Below are 16,018 nucleotides of genomic sequence, written 5' to 3' on the forward strand. Positions count from 1 at the left end.
GAGTTTCTTTTTCTTATGAAGTTAATTATTTTTAAATAGGATCTTCAGGACAGATAAATTCGTATCGACACAATTCCTGATAAGTAAGTCCATTACTGCAAACGTAAAAGCAATAACCCGGAAATGGATGCGATTCTCCTCCAAAAGTTGTTTTCAATTTGCTCTTGCTTAGTTTTTTTAAATTTTTCATATTGATTTAATAAATTTTGATATTAAATAAAGATAATCATTTATCTATTAAATCAATTGATTTTGAATTATTTTTATCCGGATTTACAATGGATGAAAAATAAAAACCGCTCCATAATGGAACGGTTTATTATAATGTATTGTAGAATTTTTTATTCTACATTGTATCATCCGGGCATTTGAAATCATCACTGCATGTCGCACAAATCACAACACCATTACAGTAATACATACAGAAGTCTTCTACTGGCTTGATTCCCGCTCCAGAAATAGTCTTTAACTGACTATTGTTTAGTTTTTTTAAGTTTTTCATATTGTTTTAATTAAAATTTTGATAGTAAAGTAAATATATAATTAAAAATTGAAATGAAAAACGAACTTTTGAAATTATTTTTTAATTAATCCCAATTCAATAAGCCTCTCGTGTAAAAACTCCCCTGCAGTAGTATCTTCATACAATTTCGGATTGTTTTCATTTACACAATTTTCAAGGCAGTTCAATGACATTCCACTTACTGGATGCATGAAAAAAGGAATTGAATATCTTGAAGTTCCCCACAATTCTCTAGGAGGATTTACCACTCTGTGAATTGTAGATTTCAATTTATTGTTGGTATGTCTGGAAAGCATGTCTCCAACATTGATCATCAACTCGTCTGGTTCTGCAATAGCATCAATCCATTCTCCTTTATGGTTCTGCACTTGCAGCCCTTTTCCCTGGGAACCCATTAGAAGTGTAATTAAGTTGATGTCCCCATGAGCGGCAGCTCTTACAGCATCATCCGGTTCCTGAGTAATTGGCGGATAATGAATAGGTCTTAAAATAGAATTCCCTTCTGCGATTTTATCGTCAAAATAAAATTCATCCAAACCAAGATACAATGCCAGGGCTCTTAACACATACTTTCCTGTTTTTTCCAACATCTGGTAAGTTTCTTTACCTACTTCGTTGAATTTAGGAAGCTCTTCGACAATTACATTGTCCGGATACTCTGATTTGTATTTTGAATCATCAGACACATACTGTCCAAAATGCCAAAATTCTTTTAAGTCTCCTTTTTTGAAACCTTTTGCGGTTTCTTTACCGAATCCTACATAACCTCTTTGTCCTCCAATTCCGGGAATCTCATACTTCTGTTTCGTTTCCGTAGGAAGTTCAAAAAAGTTTTTCACCTCACCATAAAGATCACCTACTAATTGGTCGTCAAGAAAGTGCCCTTTTAAGGCCACAAAACCAATTTCTTCGTAAGCTTTTCCGATTTCATTTACAAATTTCTGTTTGCGTTCCGGGTTGTCCGAAAGGAAATCACGCAGGTCTACACTAGGTATTTTGTCCATTTTTAGAAATTTAACGTGGCGCTAAATTACGGCTTTTTTAAATTAAATGATTTTACAATTAAGGATTTATGAACTACATTTGTGATATGAAAAAATATTCTTCTAAGAGAAGCATTCAGATACTTGCAAACCTTCTCCAGCAGTACGGGATTTCAGATGTTGTTATTTCTCCCGGATCGAGAAATGCACCCATTGCAATTCATTTTTCAGAGATAGATCATTTTAACTGTTTTAGTATTGTAGATGAAAGGAGTGCCGCTTTTGTAGCTTTAGGAATGGCGAAAAGTGAGAAGAAGCCGGTTGCGATTACCTGCACCAGTGGTTCTGCGACGGTGAATTACTATCCTGCTATAACAGAAGCTTTTTATCAGAATGTCCCGCTTTTAGTGTTAACTGCTGACAGACCAGTGGATTTTGTGGATATTTTTGACGGACAGACGATCAGACAAAAGGATGTTTTTCATCAACATTCTTATGGTGACTTTCAGCTTTTAGAAGATAAAGAAGAGAATGCGGAAGATATTAATTTTGAAACCATTAAAAAGGCGATCGAACTTTGTTTTGAAAAGCAAGGGCCTGTTCATATTAATATTCCTTTAGAAGAACCATTATATGATTTGGTTTCTGAATTGCCAACCTTTCCAACGGTTGAAAAAACCATTAAAAAGAAAGAATATGAAATTCCATCTAATCTCGTAGCGGACTGGAATACTTCACAAAGAATCATGATCCTGGTTGGAACAAAAGATTATATTCCCGAATTGGAAAATCAATTATCTCAGCTGGTTAAAAATCATTCTGTAGTGGTTTTAAGTGAAGCCAATTCGAATGTGTATCATGAAAAGTTTTTCAGATTCATAGATCGTTATATTTTTAATTTTACTGAAGAAGACTATAAAAAATATGCTCCCGATTTGTTGATTACAGTAGGGCAGAATGTAGTTTCTAAAAAGGTAAAACAGTTTTTAAGAAAAGCACGTCCTAAGCAGCATTGGCATCTGGACGAAGTCTGGCAGCCGGATACTTATTTTTCTTTGACCGAAAAAATTGAAGTAAAGCCAGAAATATTCTTTTCCAAGCTATTGAAATTTATTAATCTGGAGCCAAGGGCTTATTTTAACCTTTGGGATGTTTTGAGGGATAAGAAAGATGCAAAGCATGAGAAGTTTTTAAACCTTGTAGAGTTCTCTGATTTCTATTTTTTCAATAAAGCTTCACAAACGGTACCTGAAAATTACAATATCCACTTCAGTAATAGTTCTGGAATCAGATATGCGCAATTGTTTGATTTTGGAAAGCGAAAAATGTATTGTAACCGCGGAACAAGTGGGATAGATGGATCTACCTCTACAGCGATGGGATTTGCAATCAAAAATTCTAATCCTACTCTGCTGATCACAGGTGATCTAAGTTTTTTCTATGATATCAATGGTCTGTGGAATCAATATATTCCTCCATTTGTAAGAATTATTATTTTTAATAACGGGGAAGGAAATATCTTTAAAATTATTCCAGGACCTGGAAATGCTAATCCAAATACGTTAGATGAGTTTATTGCAACCAAGCATCATAAGAACGCAGAGCACTTAGCTAAGCACTTTGGATTCTCATATATCAAAGTAGAAGATGACAGAACCCTGGACAGAGTTTTGGATAACTTTTTCAAACCCGATAACCAGCCTAAAATACTTGAAATAAATACGCACGGTACAAATAGTGCAGATGTATTGAAAGGTTATTTTGAGTTTATGAATGAGGGTTAAATCTCCAGATATTCTTCGCTACCAGGTAAGTTGTTGATTTTAGCAATGGGATAAATAAACATATCATCGAAATCATTCAAAGCATTAATCAATTGGAAATGTGAAAATTGTTTAATGTTTTGTAAGGTGATTTCCATTTCTTTTATTTTCTTTTTCTTTAAAAGATTTTGTCTTTGAACGCCGTTTAAAAGATAAGTAGTTGGGGTAAACCATTCTTTACCCTTTAAGAACAAAAGGTTTGAAAATGAAGTGTCGGTAATATGATTGTTTTTAACGATAATAATCTCTTCAGCCTTTGATTTCATCTTCATTTTTTCCAATTCTTTACGGTCTTCAAATTTGAAAGAGTAATCGAATGTATTATTTTCTACCAATTGAAAATCCAGAATTTCCGGAATAGCATAGGGAATCATTTGTGTTCTAACCTTTTTGTCCAGGTCATAAGCGATTCTCAATTTGAAAAGGCCGTCCTCATCATGATCAAGGTTTTTAAATAATTTAGACAGGTCAATAGACCCTTCTTTTCCAAAATGGGCAAATGTTTCATTGACTCTTTTCTGATGAAGGTCCAATAAGAAGATTTCCTGATCCTCTACCTTAATGCTTTCAATAAATTGGAACATAAATTTTATTTTTCATTTCCTGATACTCGTCTTCTAATTTGCTCATGTGTGTGATTCCGCCACCACTTTTAAAATATAATGTGTCATTCTCCTTTTCAATGAAGCGGATCATTACACAGCTATCAACGTTTTTGCCGTCAAACCAACCACAAACTCCGGTATAATATCCTCTTTCATAACCTTCCGCTTGCTGAATAATTTCCAGGGTTTTAGGCTTTGGGGCACCTAAAATAGAACCTGCTGGTAGAAGTTTTTTCATTATGCTTCCTATCTTTCCTACAAATTCCGGCTTTATATTTCCTGCAATTTCAGAGCTCATCGCATACAGGTTTTTTTGCTGTGTTTTGATAAGATCAATGTGTTGAAAGTGATTTACAGTAACTTCATCTGAAACCATACTAAGATCATTTCTAAGCAAATCTACCACGGTGTAATGTTCAGCCTTTTCCTTTTTATCATTCTTCAGGATTTCCTTTGCATTTTCTATTGACGCATCAATTGTTCCTTTCATCGGATACGTAAAAATTTTATCATCAATGATCTTTACAAAAGTTTCCGGAGAAAAAAATACGAAAAAATCTTTATAAAAAACTTTATATTTCGCATCTGAGTGAAGAAATATCTCTTCTAAGGATAAATTTGTTTCTATTCTTGTTTTTCGTGTATAATTAACTAGATAAGAGTTTCCTAGACGAATATTTTTCTGAACTTGATCAAATCCTGTTTTGAAGTCTTCCAAGGTTTCTGGATAGGATCTCCATTCGATTTTTTTATGGAGTTCCTTGGTTTGTTTGGGTGTCGAAAATGATTGAAAATCAACTAATAAACCTGATTTTTCTATTTCATGCTCTAAATAGATTTCAACATTCTCGCTTAGAAAGTCTATGATAAAGAAATAGGGAGTTTTCTGGCGAGAAAGCTCATCCATTTCCATAAATTTTTGATGATTCACTGAAAACATTCGACAAAAGTACTTATTGATGTTTACTTTTGCACAAAATATTTTTACATGCAGAACAAATATCCACAGAAACCGGGAATTGATTTTATACTGAAGCAGGCATTTTTCTATTGGAATAAGACTCTGATTTTCCAACTGATGTTTTCCATCATTTACTTTGCGATATTTTTTACGGGAATGTTCTTTTTCGCTTCCCGCTTTGGGATTTGGGGACAAAACCAGGAGTTGGCGGAAGCTTTTAAGCTGGGAACTAAAGCTTATATGGAAAAAGCAGCAGCAATAAGTGCAACCAAAGAATATCAGAATTTCAGCTACGCTATATTGGGAACAATTGTTTTTCTTTATCCTCTAAATCTTGGTCTTTTTCAGATCTTCAGAAAAATGGATCTTAATGAGAAGATCGTGTTAGGTGATTTGTTTGCCGGATACAATGGACTTAATTTCTTTAAATATATCAGCTATTTTTTGTTTTGGTTTTTTGTCTATCTGTTGGCAGCACAAACAATTATCCTTGGAGTTGTATGGGTTTTTGTAACCATTTTCGTTGCTCCATTAATGTTTTTTGCTGATAAGAGAATTTTTGAAGCAATTAGTTTAAACTTTAAAGCATTGAAAATGTATTTTGTGGAAATAATGGTTTGCGTTATTGTTGCGTTTATATTCAAATATGCTGGTTTTGCCTTGTTTCTTGTAGGCGGGTTATTTACTTTTCCATTTTGGAATGCTATTATATATTCACTATATAAGACCGTTTTTTCAGAAAAAAATTAAATTTTGGCATTGTTTAATGCTTTTTTTATCAAAAAAAATTAAATTTGATAAAACATTAAAAAAACTAAACAATGTCTGGATTCGACGAATTTGATCAGCAAGGCTCTGTTCCTAATAGGGATACGGGTTCAATTATTTCGCACGCTTTCGAAATGTATAAAGGGGTTTTTCTTTATGCTATTGTCGCAATGATAGTGTATCTTATCGGTGGGGTTATTATTCAAACGGTTACTGGTGTTAACTCGGCTTCTATGATGGAAGAGATGAGAAATGCCGGGGATGATTTTTCTGCATTCAGTTATTGGAATGCACCGGGATTTCCTTTATACCTTACTTTATCAGGGTTATTGGGTATTCTTCTTGCTCCATTGTATGTAGGACTAATTTTTATCGTTAATAAATACAATACAAAGAATCCAATTGAATTTTCAGATCTATTCATTGGATATCGTCAGAATTTCGTGAATATACTGATATATAGTTTGTTATCTGGAATTATATCCAGTATAGCTCTTTCTATTTGTGTTATTCCTTTCTTTTTTGTGTATCCTTTGTTGTTATTAGGATATCCTATTTTATTGTTTGAGAATGCTTCTGCTACTGAGGCTTTAGGAAAATCATTCAATATTGCAAAAGAGAATTATGGAACTTCCCTTGGCACTACTATTGTAGGGCTTTTAATATCTGCTGCGGGCATCGTGCTTTGTTTTATAGGAGTTATCATTACTGCTCCTTTTATTATGGTCGTAATGTATTCAGCGTATTGTGCTTTCCTAGGAAAACCAAGACAAATAATGTTTAAATAAGTATATGATTAACAAGGAAAAACAAATAAGTGGTATTGCCATAAAGCAGGTATTCCTGCTTGTTATTATTTTAGTGTTGGCGGGGCTGATTTGTTTTAATCTTGCACTCTTCATACCTTCAGTATTGGGGGCTATTACCATTTATGTTGTCTGTAGGAAATATAATTTTTACCTTCAGGAGGAAAAAAAATGGAAGCCCTGGCTTGCTTCATTTGTATTAATGCTAGCAAGTTTGATTATCCTCATTTTGCCGATCTATTTTATTGCTGACCTTTTAATTGATAAATTAGGGAATGCTCAGGCTTATATGGCTAAATTCAATATATTTCTGGAGAAGATACACACTTATATCGATAATAAATTCGGGTTTGATATTTTGAGTAAAGAAAATATGGATAAAGTAAAGGGTTCAGTAGGAAAGATCTCTACTGTGGCTCTTAGTGGAACTTTTAACACGCTTACCGTTATCATGTCCATGTACTTTATTCTTTATTTCATGTTGGAAAAGCCAAGGTTATTTGAAAAAATACTTACTTCATCTGCTCCTTTAAAGAGAGCCAATGTCTCTTTGATCGGAGATAAAATGAGAAAGCTGATCATAGCGAATGCAATTGGAATTCCTGTTGTAGCTATTGGGCAGGGGGTAGTTGCTTTAATAGGGTATTTTATCTTTGGTGCTCCAAGCCCTGTATTGTTATTTGCATTAACGGCTGCCGGGTCTATGATTCCTGTGGTTGGAGCAGCAATCGTGTATGTTCCTGTTTGTGTTTATATGATTGCAGTAGGAGATACCGGACCAGGTCTTGGTCTTGCAGTTTATTGTCTTGTTATCGTTGGATTAACGGATAATTTGTTACGCTTTACCTTACTGAAAAAGCTCGAAGATATTCATCCTCTAAATACAGTATTCGGAATTATTATGGGAATGAACTTGTTTGGTTTTATGGGATTGATATTTGGTCCTATTTTGATCTCTCTTACCCTTTTGCTTATTCAGGTGTATAGAAATGAATTTTCAGACAATGAAACGCATCCGGAGCTTCAACTGCCAGATAAAGATGATGATGCAGATAATAAAGTTGATTTAATACTATAATTGTGGAAGGAATAAACCCGGAAATATTAAAAGAAATATGTGTAGTTAAAATGCCCTTTGGGAAGCATGAAGGAACTATACTCGCCGACTTGCCAATAAGCTACCTTGAATGGTTTCATCGGCAAGGAATGCCTAAAGGAAAGCTTGGTATGCAGCTATCTACTATTTATGAAATAAAATTAAATGGTTTGATGGATCTACTTGCGCCACTTCGGGGAGGAACAGTAAACTACGACAAAATAAAAAATAAGACTTACAAATTTTAATTATAACAGATGGATTCTAAAAAACTGGTTGATATTCTAAAATTAGAGCCACATCCTGAAGGAGGATATTATAAAGAAACATACAGAAGTGAGCAAACATTAACCCTTGAAGATGGGAATATAAGAAATGTAAGTACCGCTATTTATTATTTGCTTGAAAATGAAAATAAATCTTCTTTTCATCGAATCAAGTCTGATGAATTATGGTTTTTTCACCAGGGAGAACCATTAGAAATTATTTTTATTAAAGATGGAAAATTGCATACTGTAATATTGGGAAATTCTTTAGAAAACGGAGAAGTTCCACAAGTAAGAATAGAAGCAGGTTTGTGGTTTGCAGCAAAAATTTCAAAAGGTACAGGCTATTCATTAGTTAGCTGTACAGTTGCCCCGGGGTTTGATTTTTTAGATTTTGAACTTGCAGAAAGGAATGTACTACTTCAACAATATCCTGATTTAAAAGAAGTGATTGAAGAGTTTACGCATTGAGAAATCTATCAATTAAAGTTGAATAGGCTGGAGGATAGCTAAATTAGGTGTTTGTATCGGCAAAGTCTGTGAGGCATTTAAAAGGAAAAGATATAAATCATAAGTTTTAAAAACTAAAAAAAGAACGACATTATCGATGTCGTTCTTTTTCGTTTTGCAGTATATTATTCTAATATTTTATAACTCAAATATATATTATTGTATAAAAGGAATTTTGTGATTGTAATTATCGGTCAATTAAGATGTTAGTGTTGTTTAGATTGTTTTTTGTGTATACATTGGGCAGAAACATTTAAACTTTTTGTATGAAAAAAAATTATTTACTTATGGTAATGGGCCTTATTGCAGGCTCACTATTTTATTCCTGTTCTTCAGAGCTGGAAAGTGAGAACGTAAAATCACAAGATGTATCTTTAGCAAAAAGAGGTTCTAAGGATTCTCCTTGTGATTACTTTAATTCAGCAGTTGAAAGCTCAATGCTTTCTGGGGTCAAGGCAGTGTATCTTGATAATGGTATTGCGGGCACCTGCAAGAATAATATTTTAATCTTTCCAACTTTAAAGAGTTATGAAGAAGCTATACTCATACTAGACAAAAAGATTGAAGAGAATAATAATGGTTTTGATCAACAAACTGGAAACATGACAGATGTTAAAGCTGATGATTATGCTGAACTTATCTCATTCGATGAGAACAAACCATTGATTGATTTCGAAAGGGAATTGAATTTATGTTCTTTAAGAGAATATTTGTCTGGGTTAGATGATAATTGGCTGAGCCAGCAAAAAGATAATACTTGGGATTTAAACACTTCGCCTGATGAGTATTACATTGATGATGATACGGAAAGAACATTGTTAAGTTTCGGTTCTGAATTTATAGTTGGAGATTGTAAGAATGGGTATACCCTGTATAAAAGATATGATTGGGGATATGTCAGTTTTCCTATAACTGATATTGGTACTACCAGCGAAGTACTGACAATCTTAAATGATATTACAAATCCTACACAGCAGCCAATTAATATTGATGGAGCAACACAAGACCAGGTTGTAGCTGGATTAAAGCCATACAGAGAGGTAAAGTATACAATTACTGCAACTAATCCTACAAACTCACAAACAGGTCAATGTAGAGGACAGGTTAAAAATAAAGGGCAACATGTATTTAATGCTCAAAGAAGAATAGTTTGGAAACATAAATTAAAAGACGCACGTTTTCCTAATACTCCAGGAACGACATTAATGAAAACCTATACAAGATCATATAGAAAGAAAGATGGGGGCTGGAAAAAATTTAGAGCAACTATTTTTACAGGCTATTATGGTAAAACGGCTAAACCTATTCAATGTACTGATGTGGGAGATGAACCTTTGACAGGCAAAGAAAAAAGAAGAAAGAAATTAAAAGAAAGAAGTTATATTATAGGAAATGTATCAGTAAAAAAGAATGTATTTTTTAGTGTGCATAAACAAGAAGGAAATTCATATCAAAATGAAGTATATTAATATTAATCATAAAAGCATTGAAGATAAAGTTCTCAATGCTTTGTTTCTGTTGTTATCAATTGCTATTTATTCACAACAGTATCCTTTAAAGTTTGGGTTGAAAGGAGGGTGGAATTATTCAAATGTAAGAGCTATAGATGAAAATGGTGATCGTTCTGGTTACAGAAGTGATATTATTGATGAAGCATATGTTGGGTTTGCATTTGAAAAACAGGTTTTAGAAAAGTCATATTTACAATCAGTTTTGCTTGTGTCTTTTACAGATCGTGTCACATTTTTAGAATTGCCAATCTATTATAAATATAATTTTTATAAGAAGTTTTCTTTTTTTGCTGGCCCAAAACTAAATTATATCCCAGATGATGAAATTAGTCAACCTTATTATTTTAGAAGAAGATTTGGCTTGAGTGTAGACTTAGGTGTAGATTATAAACTTTCAAACCATTTTCTCTTAGAAGGAAGTTTTTCTAAAGGACTTACAAGGCAATATGATGATTTAGCATTAACCTACTATCAAGCTCGAAGAGATGTTTATAGGGTTGGATTAATTTATTTCTTTAACTAAAAAATCATTGGCAGTTTTAAAAAGGGACTGCCAATTTTTTATTTCAATAAATTACAGGAATCAGGAAAAGAACACATCCAATAAAAAAGGCAAAAGTCAAAAAATGAACCCTATAATCGTTGATTCTTAGAAAAAGAAACTGATTGATTATTCTTAAAGCCCAAAATCCCGAATTCGTTAATAGAAAATATCTGCCAAAGGCTGTTTCTAATATTTCCTTATTAAAATAAAGACATAGTAATCCTGTGGCGAAGAAAACGAAAATGAGCTGGATATTTAAGATTTGCATAATGGCTCTATTAACCTGAGAAAGTTTTGACAAATCTTTTTTCCAGTTAAAAAAAATCCAGAAAAATAAATGAAACACACCAAGTAGTAGAGAATAAATTCCGCAAATAGTGATGATTGTTTCCATTGTTATTTTGGCTAGTTTTTCAAACCTGCAATTTCGTCCCGAAGTTTTGCTGCTTTTATAAAATCAAGGTTTTTCGCCGCTGCTTCCATTTCCTTTTGCTTTTGCTCAATCATCTTCTCTATATCTTCAGTGGCGTAATTTGCCTTAGCTTCAGCAACCTTCTGAATAATTTCCTTTTGGGTATATTTTGAATCAGGAAAGTCTTTGCTTCTACCAACAAGATTTTCTGAAATCTTTTTATTTAAAGCGGTTGGTACCAAGCCGTTTTCTTCATTGTGTTTCATCTGCTTTGTACGACGGTACTCCGTTTCGTCCAAAGTTGCCTGCATTGACTTTGTGATTTTATCGGCATACATAATCGCTTTTCCGTTGACATTTCTTGCAGCTCGTCCAACTGTCTGAATCATTGATCTTCTGCTTCTTAGCATTCCTTCTTTGTCAGCATCCAGGATTGCAACTAATGAAACTTCCGGTAAATCCAATCCTTCTCGGAGTAAGTTAACTCCAATCAAAACATCAAAAACGCCTAATCTCAGATCCTGCATGATCTGAATACGTTCTAATGTTTCAACATCTGAGTGGATATACCTTGTCCTGATACCGAATTTTGTAAAATATTTGGTGAGCTCCTCGGCCATTTTTTTTGTTAGTGTCGTCACCAGAACTCTTTCATCCGCAGCTGCTCTCTTATGGATCTCTTCCATAAGATCATCAATTTGATTTAGAGATGGTCTCACTTCAATTACAGGATCAAGAAGCCCTGTCGGGCGGATAATTTGTTCAATATAAGCTCCACCTGTTTTCTCTAATTCGTAATCTGCTGGTGTTGCAGAAACATAAATAACCTGGTTCTGCATGGTCTCAAACTCGTCAAATTTTAATGGTCTGTTGTCCATCGCAGCAGGTAGTCTGAAGCCATATTCCACCAATGCTTCTTTTCGGCTTCTGTCACCGCCATACATTGCATGGACCTGAGGAACGGTTACGTGGCTTTCATCAATAACCATAAGAAAGTCCTTAGGGAAATAATCAATAAGACAGAAAGGCCTTGTGCCTGGTAATCTTCCATCAAGATATCTTGAGTAATTTTCGATTCCGGAACAATATCCTAACTCTTTAATCATTTCAAGATCGAGCTCCGTTCTTTCCTGTAGTCTTTTAGCTTCAAGGGGCTTATCAACCGAACTGAAGAAATCCACTTGTTTTACCATATCATCCTGGATATCTCTGATTGCCCCATTTAGTGTTTCTTTTGAGGTAACAAAGAGGTTAGCAGGATAAATCTGTATCTGTTCAAAACTCGAAGTTACATTTCCGGTAACCGGATCAAAACTTTGAATTTTTTCAATCTCATCGCCAAAAAACTGAATTCTTATCGCATCATCAGCATAAGCTGGAAAGACATCAATGACATCTCCTTTCACCCGAAACGTTCCTCTTTGAAACTCATTCAGTGTTCTTGCATAAAGTGCACTTACTAAAGAATGGAGAAGTGCTGTTCTCGTTACTTTTTCTCCAATTCCAATAGAAATGAGCGATTTGTGAAATTCAGTTGGGTTTCCAATACCATAGATGCATGAAACAGAAGCTACAATTAATACATCCCTTCTTCCAGATAGTAAACTTGCAGTGGCCGAAAGACGTAATTTTTCTACTTCTTCATTGATACTTAGGTCTTTTTCAATGTAAGTTCCTGTAGTAGCAATATAGGCTTCGGGTTGATAATAATCGTAATAACTTACAAAATACTCAACAGCATTATCTGGAAAAAACTCTTTGAATTCCATAAAAAGCTGTGCTGCTAAAGTTTTATTATGTGCTAAAACTAAAGTAGGTTTCTGAACATTATTGACAACGTTTGCAATTGTAAATGTTTTTCCGGATCCTGTAACCCCTAATAAAGTCTGATATTTCTCACCGATTTCAATTCCTTCGGTAAGCTTTTCAATGGCTTGAGGTTGATCTCCGGTTGGTTTATACTCTGAGTGAAGATTGAAGTTCATACATCAAATTTATAAAAAAAAAGAGTCCTTTTCAGGACTCTCGTAATTATTATCATTTTTTCTTACCTTCAAATATCATGGCTAGTGGAAGCTTAAAAACCGTCGCTGCAGGTTTTCCATCTGCCAATGCAGGTTTCCAATTGATATTTTCTGTGGAGACCTTGGTGGCTCTTACACTCTCGTCATTAAAAACTTTGTTATTTCCGTCTGCTACTACTTTCTCTACTGTGCCTTCTGCATTTATTGAAATGTATACATTGGATTGAAGCCGGCCTTCATCTCCTTTAAATACACTGCCATTAAAATTTTTTGCTACTTTGTTTCGGAATTCATTAATTCCCTTTGGGAATTCTGCCTGAACAAAAGAATTGTTTGCTGGGGGTGGAGGTGGCGGAATGTCATGATCTCCACTCATGTTTGCTTTCTTAGGTACATTTTTTTCTACACGAGGGGGAGAAGGCGGAGGAGGTGCAAGATTTTTATTTATTTTCCCTTTCTTTGAGACTGCTTTTTTCGTTGGACGAATTGTATCAAAAGCTGTTATCTTATTATCTGTATTTTTAGCTTGATGAACTATTTCTTTTAATAAAACCGAAGAAGCTTTTGTATATTCTTTTGAAATATCTGAAATCGGGTTGTGGTTATTAGCATAAGTTTTTTGTACAAACAGTCCGAATGCTGTTACTAATATTGGGATACTTACGGCCTTTTTTAGTCCAATAAATTTGGATTTTTTAGTATTCATCATAATAAATCGTTTTTTGGTATTTGTAAAATTAAATGAGTGGGTGAATTCAAGTTTTTGAGAATCGACTATTTCATTAAGGATTAGATGCTGGTAGTCTTTAATATCAATGTTGCTTTCCAAAACATTCTCATCAGCAAGGAATTCATGATTGGTGATCATTGCTCTTTTATAAAAATAAAGGGCAGGGTTAAACCAGGTAATTACTTTGAAAAACTCAATCAGGAATAGATCCCAACTGTGTTTTTGATCCAAATGGCTTTTCTCATGAAGAAATATTCTGGGATCTATTTGGCCATTGATTATATAATTTTCACCCAGATAAATTGTTTTCCAGAAAGTAAATGGTGAAAAATTATTTGGGGTTACCACGATTTTACAGTGATCATGATAGAGTGTTTTTCCTTTGATATTCAGGATCTTTGCAATCGATAATATAGCTTTTACTAAAAGCAATAAAGTGATAATTGCATAGATGATCAAAAGAATAGTTGTCCAGTCAAATGTTTCCTGTTTTGCAGGAATGGTTAATATCTGTTGTGTGGTTTCTTCAAATCTTAATTGTGAATCTATTGACGAAGCAGGTCTTTCTGTTGTAATTGATATAAAAGGGATTGTATATGAAAAGGCTAATGAAAAAAGTAAGAAAAACCTGTTGAAACGATACATCTTTTCTTTTTCCAATAACAAATGATAGACTACAATAAGTAATGAAGAGCACAAAATTATTTTAAGAAAAATGTAGAGCATTTTTATTCTTTTATTTGTTGATCAATTATTTCGCGAAGTTCTATCAACTGCTTCTGAGTCAATTTGGTATTTGATGTAAAAAATGAAGCAAATTGCGTAACCGAGCTGTTGAAAAAACGGTCAATCATGGAAGTCATTTCTTCCTTGAAATATTCTCCTTTAGCTACCTTTGGATAGTATTCGCGAGAATTTCCATATAATGTATAGCCCACCAGATCTTTATTCTGCATTCTTTTGAGAAGTGTGGCAACAGTTGTTGCTGCTGGTTTAGGGTCTGGGTAAAGATCCAGGATGTCTTTCATGAAAACCTTCTTTTTATCCCAAAGAATTTCCATAAGATCTTTTTCAGAATCTGTTAGTTTTATTTCTTTCATATTCTACGTTTTGATACTTTGTTCTACAAATGTAGAATAAAAATTTAATCTAACAAATTTTTGTGGCACTATTTTTCCATTATTTTTTTCAACCACTAATCACAATCCTATGAAATTCAATAAGTTTTATGTACCAGTTTTAAGTCTTTTTTTAGTTTTGACCTCATGTAAAAAAAATAACGCAAGTGCTCAAAGAGTCAGCAGTGATGGCGGAGTAGAAACTGAAAAACCAAATTCTAATTACAAACCAGCATTTGTAGGGCAAACCAGAATTAAAGCAGTAAAAACTTCAACTCCTTATAAAGTAGAAGTATTGAGTAAAGACTTCGATAGGCCTTGGGGTATTATTAATTTACCAGATGGTAGATTTTTAATTACCGAAAAATCAGGCTATATGAGTGTTGTTTCTTCCGATGGAAAACAAATTTCTAAAATTTCAGGCTTTCCAAAAGTTGATTCAAAAGGTCAGGGCGGAATGTTGGATGTTGCTCTTGATCCTGATTTTAAAACTAATAATATAATCTATTTTAGTTTTTCTGAACCATTTGGAAAAGGGAATTTAACTTCTGTTGCAAAGGGTAAGCTTTCACAAGATTTAAAAACAATAGATGAAGTAAAGGTTATTTTTCGTGCAGAGCCTTCTTATAATGGAGATAAACATTATGGTAGCCGATTGGCTTTTGATAAAGATGGAAATTTATTCGTAAGTACGGGAGAAAGGTCAGATAAAGAAACGAGAGTGTATGCTCAGAAAACAGATAATTATTTAGGAAAAATACTCAAAATAACAAAAGATGGTAAGCCTGCTCCCGGGAATCCATTTATTGGAAAAGCAGGATTTAAACCTGAAATTTATGCTTATGGTGTAAGAAACCCTCAGGGATTGGCTATTGATCCAAAAGGTAACCTTTGGGATGTGGAGATGGGACCAAGGGGAGGAGATGAAATTAATTTTATTCAACCCGGTAAAAATTATGGATGGGGTGATGTTACGTATGGTATTGAATATTCTGGTGCAAAAGTAGGAGAAGGAATAACCCAAAGAGAAGGAACGGAACAGCCTGTGTATTATTGGGATCCGGTAATTTCTCCAAGCGGGGTTACTTTCTATACCGGGAATATAGATGAATGGAAAGGGAATTTATTCATCGGTTGTTTAAGTGGTGAGCATATTAATCGAATCGTGATGAAAGATAATAAAGTAGTTGGAGAAGAGCGACTTTTGGCCGATCAGAAGGAAAGATTCCGGGATGTTTTAGATGGAATGGATGGTAATATTTATGCGGTGACTGATAGCGGGAAACTATATAAAATTTCTAAAAAATAAGTAAAAAAGGCTCCGGATATATTCGGAGC

At 33.8% G+C, this 16,018-nt stretch carries 17 protein-coding genes; 9 read left to right on the plus strand and 8 right to left on the minus strand.

Features of this window, described 5'->3' with window-relative positions:
• Window positions 1-31: 31 nt before the first annotated feature.
• From JHL15_RS03890 to JHL15_RS03900, 3 genes are all read right to left on the minus strand, one after another.
• On the minus strand, window positions 32-190 hold the full coding sequence (locus JHL15_RS03890) for a bacteriocin-like protein (protein WP_200243034.1): 159 nt from the start codon (window positions 188-190) through the stop codon (window positions 32-34).
• A 156-nt stretch (window positions 191-346) separates the two neighbouring features.
• Window positions 347-502: a bacteriocin-like protein gene (locus tag JHL15_RS03895; protein WP_200243036.1), complete on the minus strand. Its 156-nt coding sequence runs from the start codon at window positions 500-502 to the stop codon at window positions 347-349.
• Between the two features lie 74 nt (window positions 503-576).
• Window positions 577-1,527, minus strand: a complete 951-nt coding sequence (locus JHL15_RS03900; RefSeq protein WP_200243039.1) for an isopenicillin N synthase family dioxygenase — start codon at window positions 1,525-1,527, stop codon at window positions 577-579.
• An 86-nt stretch (window positions 1,528-1,613) separates the two neighbouring features.
• Here JHL15_RS03900 and menD point away from each other — a divergent pair, with 86 nt between their 5' ends.
• Window positions 1,614-3,290, plus strand: coding sequence for a 2-succinyl-5-enolpyruvyl-6-hydroxy-3-cyclohexene-1-carboxylic-acid synthase (gene menD / locus JHL15_RS03905; RefSeq protein WP_200243764.1), 1,677 nt, complete (start codon window positions 1,614-1,616; stop codon window positions 3,288-3,290).
• On the opposite strand, the gene JHL15_RS03910 is transcribed toward menD, so the two are convergent.
• Window positions 3,287-3,913: an aminotransferase class IV gene (locus tag JHL15_RS03910; RefSeq protein ID WP_200243042.1), complete on the minus strand. Its 627-nt coding sequence runs from the start codon at window positions 3,911-3,913 to the stop codon at window positions 3,287-3,289. The genes menD and JHL15_RS03910 overlap by 4 nt on opposite strands.
• The gene (locus JHL15_RS03915) at window positions 3,897-4,874 is read right to left on the minus strand and encodes an aminodeoxychorismate synthase component I (RefSeq protein ID WP_200243045.1); all 978 of its coding nucleotides are present in this window, start codon (window positions 4,872-4,874) and stop codon (window positions 3,897-3,899) included. The genes JHL15_RS03910 and JHL15_RS03915 overlap by 17 nt, the downstream gene beginning before the upstream one ends.
• Before the next feature lie 48 nt (window positions 4,875-4,922).
• Between JHL15_RS03915 and JHL15_RS03920 the strand changes: the two genes are divergently transcribed.
• The 7 genes from JHL15_RS03920 to JHL15_RS03950 all read left to right on the plus strand — a co-directional run bounded on the left by JHL15_RS03920 (window position 4,923) and on the right by JHL15_RS03950 (window position 10,375).
• On the plus strand, window positions 4,923-5,645 hold the full coding sequence (locus tag JHL15_RS03920; RefSeq protein WP_200243047.1) for a hypothetical protein: 723 nt from the start codon (window positions 4,923-4,925) through the stop codon (window positions 5,643-5,645).
• A gap of 71 nt (window positions 5,646-5,716) precedes the next feature.
• A complete protein-coding gene (locus JHL15_RS03925; RefSeq protein ID WP_200243050.1) occupies window positions 5,717-6,451 on the plus strand; it encodes a beta-carotene 15,15'-monooxygenase in 735 nt (244 codons plus the stop codon).
• A 4-nt stretch (window positions 6,452-6,455) separates the two neighbouring features.
• Window positions 6,456-7,547, plus strand: coding sequence for an AI-2E family transporter (locus JHL15_RS03930; RefSeq protein ID WP_200243052.1), 1,092 nt, complete (start codon window positions 6,456-6,458; stop codon window positions 7,545-7,547).
• Window positions 7,548-7,558: 11 nt separating this feature from the next.
• Window positions 7,559-7,813: a DUF3820 family protein gene (locus JHL15_RS03935; protein WP_200243765.1), complete on the plus strand. Its 255-nt coding sequence runs from the start codon at window positions 7,559-7,561 to the stop codon at window positions 7,811-7,813.
• Window positions 7,814-7,822: 9 nt separating this feature from the next.
• On the plus strand, window positions 7,823-8,302 hold the full coding sequence (locus JHL15_RS03940; RefSeq protein ID WP_200243054.1) for a cupin domain-containing protein: 480 nt from the start codon (window positions 7,823-7,825) through the stop codon (window positions 8,300-8,302).
• A gap of 305 nt (window positions 8,303-8,607) precedes the next feature.
• On the plus strand, window positions 8,608-9,810 hold the full coding sequence (locus JHL15_RS03945) for a hypothetical protein (RefSeq protein WP_200243056.1): 1,203 nt from the start codon (window positions 8,608-8,610) through the stop codon (window positions 9,808-9,810).
• Window positions 9,797-10,375 (plus strand): outer membrane beta-barrel protein, encoded by a 579-nt coding sequence (locus JHL15_RS03950; RefSeq protein WP_200243059.1) that lies wholly within the window; start codon window positions 9,797-9,799, stop codon window positions 10,373-10,375. The genes JHL15_RS03945 and JHL15_RS03950 overlap by 14 nt, the downstream gene beginning before the upstream one ends.
• 426 nt (window positions 10,376-10,801) lie before the next feature.
• On the opposite strand, the gene uvrB is transcribed toward JHL15_RS03950, so the two are convergent.
• The 3 genes from uvrB to JHL15_RS03965 are packed head-to-tail and all read right to left on the minus strand — an operon-like array spanning window position 10,802 to window position 14,662.
• Window positions 10,802-12,793: an excinuclease ABC subunit UvrB gene (gene uvrB, locus JHL15_RS03955; protein WP_200243061.1), complete on the minus strand. Its 1,992-nt coding sequence runs from the start codon at window positions 12,791-12,793 to the stop codon at window positions 10,802-10,804.
• A gap of 52 nt (window positions 12,794-12,845) precedes the next feature.
• A complete protein-coding gene (locus JHL15_RS03960) occupies window positions 12,846-14,288 on the minus strand; it encodes a M56 family metallopeptidase (RefSeq protein ID WP_200243064.1) in 1,443 nt (480 codons plus the stop codon).
• A gap of 2 nt (window positions 14,289-14,290) precedes the next feature.
• Window positions 14,291-14,662 carry a BlaI/MecI/CopY family transcriptional regulator gene (locus JHL15_RS03965; RefSeq protein WP_200243066.1) on the minus strand — a complete coding sequence of 124 codons (372 nt, stop codon included), beginning with the start codon at window positions 14,660-14,662 and terminating at the stop codon, window positions 14,291-14,293.
• Between the two features lie 109 nt (window positions 14,663-14,771).
• Between JHL15_RS03965 and JHL15_RS03970 the strand changes: the two genes are divergently transcribed.
• A complete protein-coding gene (locus JHL15_RS03970) occupies window positions 14,772-15,989 on the plus strand; it encodes a PQQ-dependent sugar dehydrogenase (RefSeq protein ID WP_200243068.1) in 1,218 nt (405 codons plus the stop codon).
• Window positions 15,990-16,018 lie beyond the last annotated feature (29 nt).

The sequence above is a fragment of the Chryseobacterium paridis genome (assembly GCF_016595215.1).
Classification (GTDB): Bacteria; Bacteroidota; Bacteroidia; order Flavobacteriales; family Weeksellaceae; genus Chryseobacterium; species Chryseobacterium paridis.

Excerpts from the sequence above, each read along its gene's own strand:
- JHL15_RS03890 (WP_200243034.1), bottom strand. The coding sequence starts at position 190 with ATGAAAAATTTAAAAAAACTAAGCAAGAGCAAATTGAAAACAACTTTT.
- JHL15_RS03895 (WP_200243036.1), bottom strand. The coding sequence starts at position 502 with ATGAAAAACTTAAAAAAACTAAACAATAGTCAGTTAAAGACTATTTCT.
- JHL15_RS03900 (WP_200243039.1), bottom strand. The coding sequence starts at position 1,527 with ATGGACAAAATACCTAGTGTAGACCTGCGTGATTTCCTTTCGGACAAC.
- menD (WP_200243764.1), top strand. The coding sequence starts at position 1,614 with ATGAAAAAATATTCTTCTAAGAGAAGCATTCAGATACTTGCAAACCTT.
- JHL15_RS03910 (WP_200243042.1), bottom strand. The coding sequence starts at position 3,913 with ATGTTCCAATTTATTGAAAGCATTAAGGTAGAGGATCAGGAAATCTTC.
- JHL15_RS03915 (WP_200243045.1), bottom strand. The coding sequence starts at position 4,874 with ATGTTTTCAGTGAATCATCAAAAATTTATGGAAATGGATGAGCTTTCT.
- JHL15_RS03920 (WP_200243047.1), top strand. The coding sequence starts at position 4,923 with ATGCAGAACAAATATCCACAGAAACCGGGAATTGATTTTATACTGAAG.
- JHL15_RS03925 (WP_200243050.1), top strand. The coding sequence starts at position 5,717 with ATGTCTGGATTCGACGAATTTGATCAGCAAGGCTCTGTTCCTAATAGG.
- JHL15_RS03930 (WP_200243052.1), top strand. The coding sequence starts at position 6,456 with ATGATTAACAAGGAAAAACAAATAAGTGGTATTGCCATAAAGCAGGTA.
- JHL15_RS03940 (WP_200243054.1), top strand. The coding sequence starts at position 7,823 with ATGGATTCTAAAAAACTGGTTGATATTCTAAAATTAGAGCCACATCCT.
- JHL15_RS03945 (WP_200243056.1), top strand. The coding sequence starts at position 8,608 with ATGAAAAAAAATTATTTACTTATGGTAATGGGCCTTATTGCAGGCTCA.
- JHL15_RS03950 (WP_200243059.1), top strand. The coding sequence starts at position 9,797 with ATGAAGTATATTAATATTAATCATAAAAGCATTGAAGATAAAGTTCTC.
- uvrB (WP_200243061.1), bottom strand. The coding sequence starts at position 12,793 with ATGAACTTCAATCTTCACTCAGAGTATAAACCAACCGGAGATCAACCT.
- JHL15_RS03960 (WP_200243064.1), bottom strand. The coding sequence starts at position 14,288 with ATGCTCTACATTTTTCTTAAAATAATTTTGTGCTCTTCATTACTTATT.
- JHL15_RS03965 (WP_200243066.1), bottom strand. The coding sequence starts at position 14,662 with ATGAAAGAAATAAAACTAACAGATTCTGAAAAAGATCTTATGGAAATT.
- JHL15_RS03970 (WP_200243068.1), top strand. The coding sequence starts at position 14,772 with ATGAAATTCAATAAGTTTTATGTACCAGTTTTAAGTCTTTTTTTAGTT.